Annotated in this window: 2 protein-coding genes; one reads left to right on the top strand and one right to left on the bottom strand. The window is 60.7% G+C overall.

Annotation, left to right across the window (positions count from 1 at the left end):
- Nucleotides 1-200: 200 nt before the first annotated feature.
- On the bottom strand, nt 201-1,754 hold the full coding sequence (locus GIV35_RS27030) for a glycoside hydrolase family 17 protein (protein WP_236265912.1): 1,554 nt from the start codon (nt 1,752-1,754) through the stop codon (nt 201-203).
- 332 nt (nt 1,755-2,086) lie between these two features.
- On the opposite strand from GIV35_RS27030, the gene GIV35_RS27025 reads away from it, so the two are divergent.
- Nucleotides 2,087-2,938, top strand: a complete 852-nt coding sequence (locus GIV35_RS27025) for a glycine betaine ABC transporter substrate-binding protein (protein WP_105226286.1) — start codon at nt 2,087-2,089, stop codon at nt 2,936-2,938.
- Nucleotides 2,939-2,987 lie beyond the last annotated feature (49 nt).

The following is a 2,987-nucleotide window of genomic DNA, read 5'->3' as shown; positions in this document are numbered from 1 at the left end:
CGGGGCATCAGTTATATCTGTGTCGGCTGCCAGGCCGTCACGGGAGCAAGCTCCCTCGCCACAGATTTAGCGTCGTGCCGAAGTTGTGTAGATACCTATGCTCATCGCAGGCAAGCCAGCTCCCACAGTTGATTGGGTTCACACATTTCTATCTGTGAGCACGGTCAACTGTGGGAGCTGGCTTGCCTGCGATAGCGGTGTTACGCCCTGCGCACTCGCAAGCAACGCCACAAAGCCGCAACCATCAGCACGCTGACCACTGCCCAACCCCAGGCCTGCTGGTTCAACAGCCCTTCACGATACATCTGCGGCGCAACGCCGGCACCGATGATAAAGGCCAGCAACGCAATCTCCCGACGTGGCCCGGTCACCGGGCGTATCAGGTACACCAGGGCCGGTAACACCAGCGCTGCGCTTGGAAAGCTGCGATAGCGCGGGTCAAACACCAGCGCCAGCATCATCACCGCACCGGCAAACCCGGCGATTGCAATCAGCCAGCCGGCGCGCTGCTCCAGCCAGTTGAACCCGCGCTCACGCCAGCCTTGCCGGGCGCTGAGGGCCAGCGCGGCATGAGCCAGCACCAGCAGGTTCAAGACCACCAGCAAGCCTGCCCATACCCATTCATCGTTGAAACGCGCAGTGACGCGGGTCAGTTCGGCCCAACTGCCAATGGAGCATGCTGCGACGGCCCCTAGCAACGGCAGTATTAGCGCAGAGCGAGTGCTGCGAACACGGCCGCCGAGCACCAGGGTGCCCAGCAGGATGAGCCCGCCGACGCCCAGCCACAGTGGCCAGTACGGCACATTGGTCACCGGGCCGGCGAGGATGCCTTTGTCCTGACGGTCTGCATCGAACAGCCCCCAGTAACCACCCACAGCCCCTTCACTCGCACGTTTCCATGGCTGGTCAAAGGCTTCGATCAGGTTGTAGCGCCAGCCATTGGCTTCGGCCATGGCCACGAAGCCGCGCATGAACCTGGCCTCATTGACCCGGCTGGGCACGGCGGTTTCGCGCTGCCGGCCTTCGCTGGGCCAGCCGGTTTCGCCGATCACGATGTCCTTGGGCGCGAATTTATGGCCGAAGGTCTGGCGCACATCGCCCACGTGCTTGAGAGCCTGGTCGATGCCGGACGGCTCATCTTCCCAATACGGCAACAGGTGAATGGTCAGGAAGTCCACCGCAGGCTCGATTTCCGGGTGTTGCAACCAGAACTCCCAGACATCGGCATAGGTGACGGGCTGCTTGATCTGGCTTTTAACCTGATGGATCAGCGCCACCAGTTGCTTGGCGGTGACTTCCTTGCGCAGCAGGGCTTCGTTGCCGACGATCACCGAGGTCACCACGTCCGGGCTGGCGTTGGCCGCCGCGATCAACTCGTTGATCTCTTTTTCGGTCGCCACGGGGTCGCTGCTGACCCAGGCCCCGGCCATCACCTTCAACCCATGCTTGCGCGCCATGTCCGGCAGGGCCTCCAGGCCGGTCATGGAGTAGGTGCGAATGCATTCAAAGCGCGTGGCGAGCAGCGCCAGGTCGGCGTCCATGCGCTCGGTGCGCAACCTGAACGGCTGGTCGAATGGGGATTGGTCTTTGTCGAACGGTGTGTAGGACGCACATTGCAGCTTATGGCTGGCGCTGGCGACGTCTGGCAACACCACGGGCCGGCCGAGGCCGTACCAGTAGCCGACAAGGGCAAGCACGCCGAGGATCAAGGCGAAGAAATAGGGCAGGGCAGGGAAGCGGGCAGTCGCGGGCATGGTCGGCTTATCTGGGAGAGCAAAGGCGCGCATCTTACCCGGATTTGCCGCAGCCCTGTGGGGCTGCATAATTTTGACATGCAAACTTCGGGCGGGATTCTGGCGATAACGCCTACAAAGTATCCTGCTGGCGATGTGATGTCGTTTCCTGCTCAACCAAGGTCGCTGACAGAGCAGGGCAAATGCCTACGCAGGTTGAAGATAAAACTGTCAGTACTCCACTGATGCCTCAGCAACCGGATCGATGCGCGTGAAGGGGGCGCGGTGCACCCTATAACAACAGTTTGACGTCGCTCGGCATCCGTCGGGCGCAGCACTTTCGGGGAAGTACTATGAAGATGCGACGACTCTTGGGCGCAGTTGCCACTCTGGTAGTTGCGATGGGCTCCACACTGGCCAGTGCCGACAGCAAGACCCTGAGCATCGGTTACGTGGACGGCTGGTCCGACAGCGTGGCCACTACTCATGTGGCGGCAGAGGTGATCAAGCAAAAGCTCGGCTACGACGTAAAACTGCAAGCGGTTGCCACCGGGATCATGTGGCAGGGCGTCGCCACCGGTAAACTCGATGCCATGCTTTCCGCCTGGCTGCCTGTAACCCACGGTGAATACTGGACCAAGAACAAGGACAAGGTGGTCGACTACGGCCCCAACTTCAAGGATGCCAAGATCGGCCTGATCGTGCCGGAATACGTCAAGGCCAAGTCCATCGAAGACCTCAAGACCGATACCACCTTCAAGAACAAGATCGTCGGCATCGACGCCGGTTCAGGCGTAATGCTCAAGACCGATGAAGCTATCAAGCAATATGGCCTGGACTACAAACTGCAAGCCAGCTCGGGTGCGGCGATGATTGCCGAACTGACCCGCGCCGAGGACAAGCAGGAGTCGATTGCGGTCACCGGTTGGGTGCCGCACTGGATGTTCGCCAAGTGGAAACTGCGTTTCCTGGACGACCCAAAAGGGATTTATGGTGCTGCTGAAACCGTCAACAGCATCGGCAGCAAGGGCCTGGAGAAGAAAGCGCCGGAAGTCGCAGCCTTCCTGAAGAAATTCCAGTGGGCCTCCAAGGATGAAATCGGTGAAGTCATGCTGGCGATTCAAGAAGGCGCCAAGCCGGACGCCGCGGCCAAGGACTGGGTAGCCAAGCACCCCGAGCGCGTCGCCGAATGGACTGCTAAATAAAAGCCACCGATGCAACCCTGTGGGAGGGGGCTTGCTCCCGAAAGCGGTG

This window comes from Pseudomonas sp. PA-1-6B, assembly GCF_021609545.1.
GTDB lineage: Bacteria > Pseudomonadota > Gammaproteobacteria > Pseudomonadales > Pseudomonadaceae > Aquipseudomonas > Aquipseudomonas fluorescens_BV.
This window is presented reverse-complemented; position numbering and strand designations above follow the sequence as displayed.

Coding starts and splice junctions, on each gene's coding strand:
- GIV35_RS27025 (WP_105226286.1), top strand. CDS start 2,087: ATGAAGATGCGACGACTCTTGGGCGCAGTTGCCACTCTGGTAGTTGCG.
- GIV35_RS27030 (WP_236265912.1), bottom strand. CDS start 1,754: ATGCCCGCGACTGCCCGCTTCCCTGCCCTGCCCTATTTCTTCGCCTTG.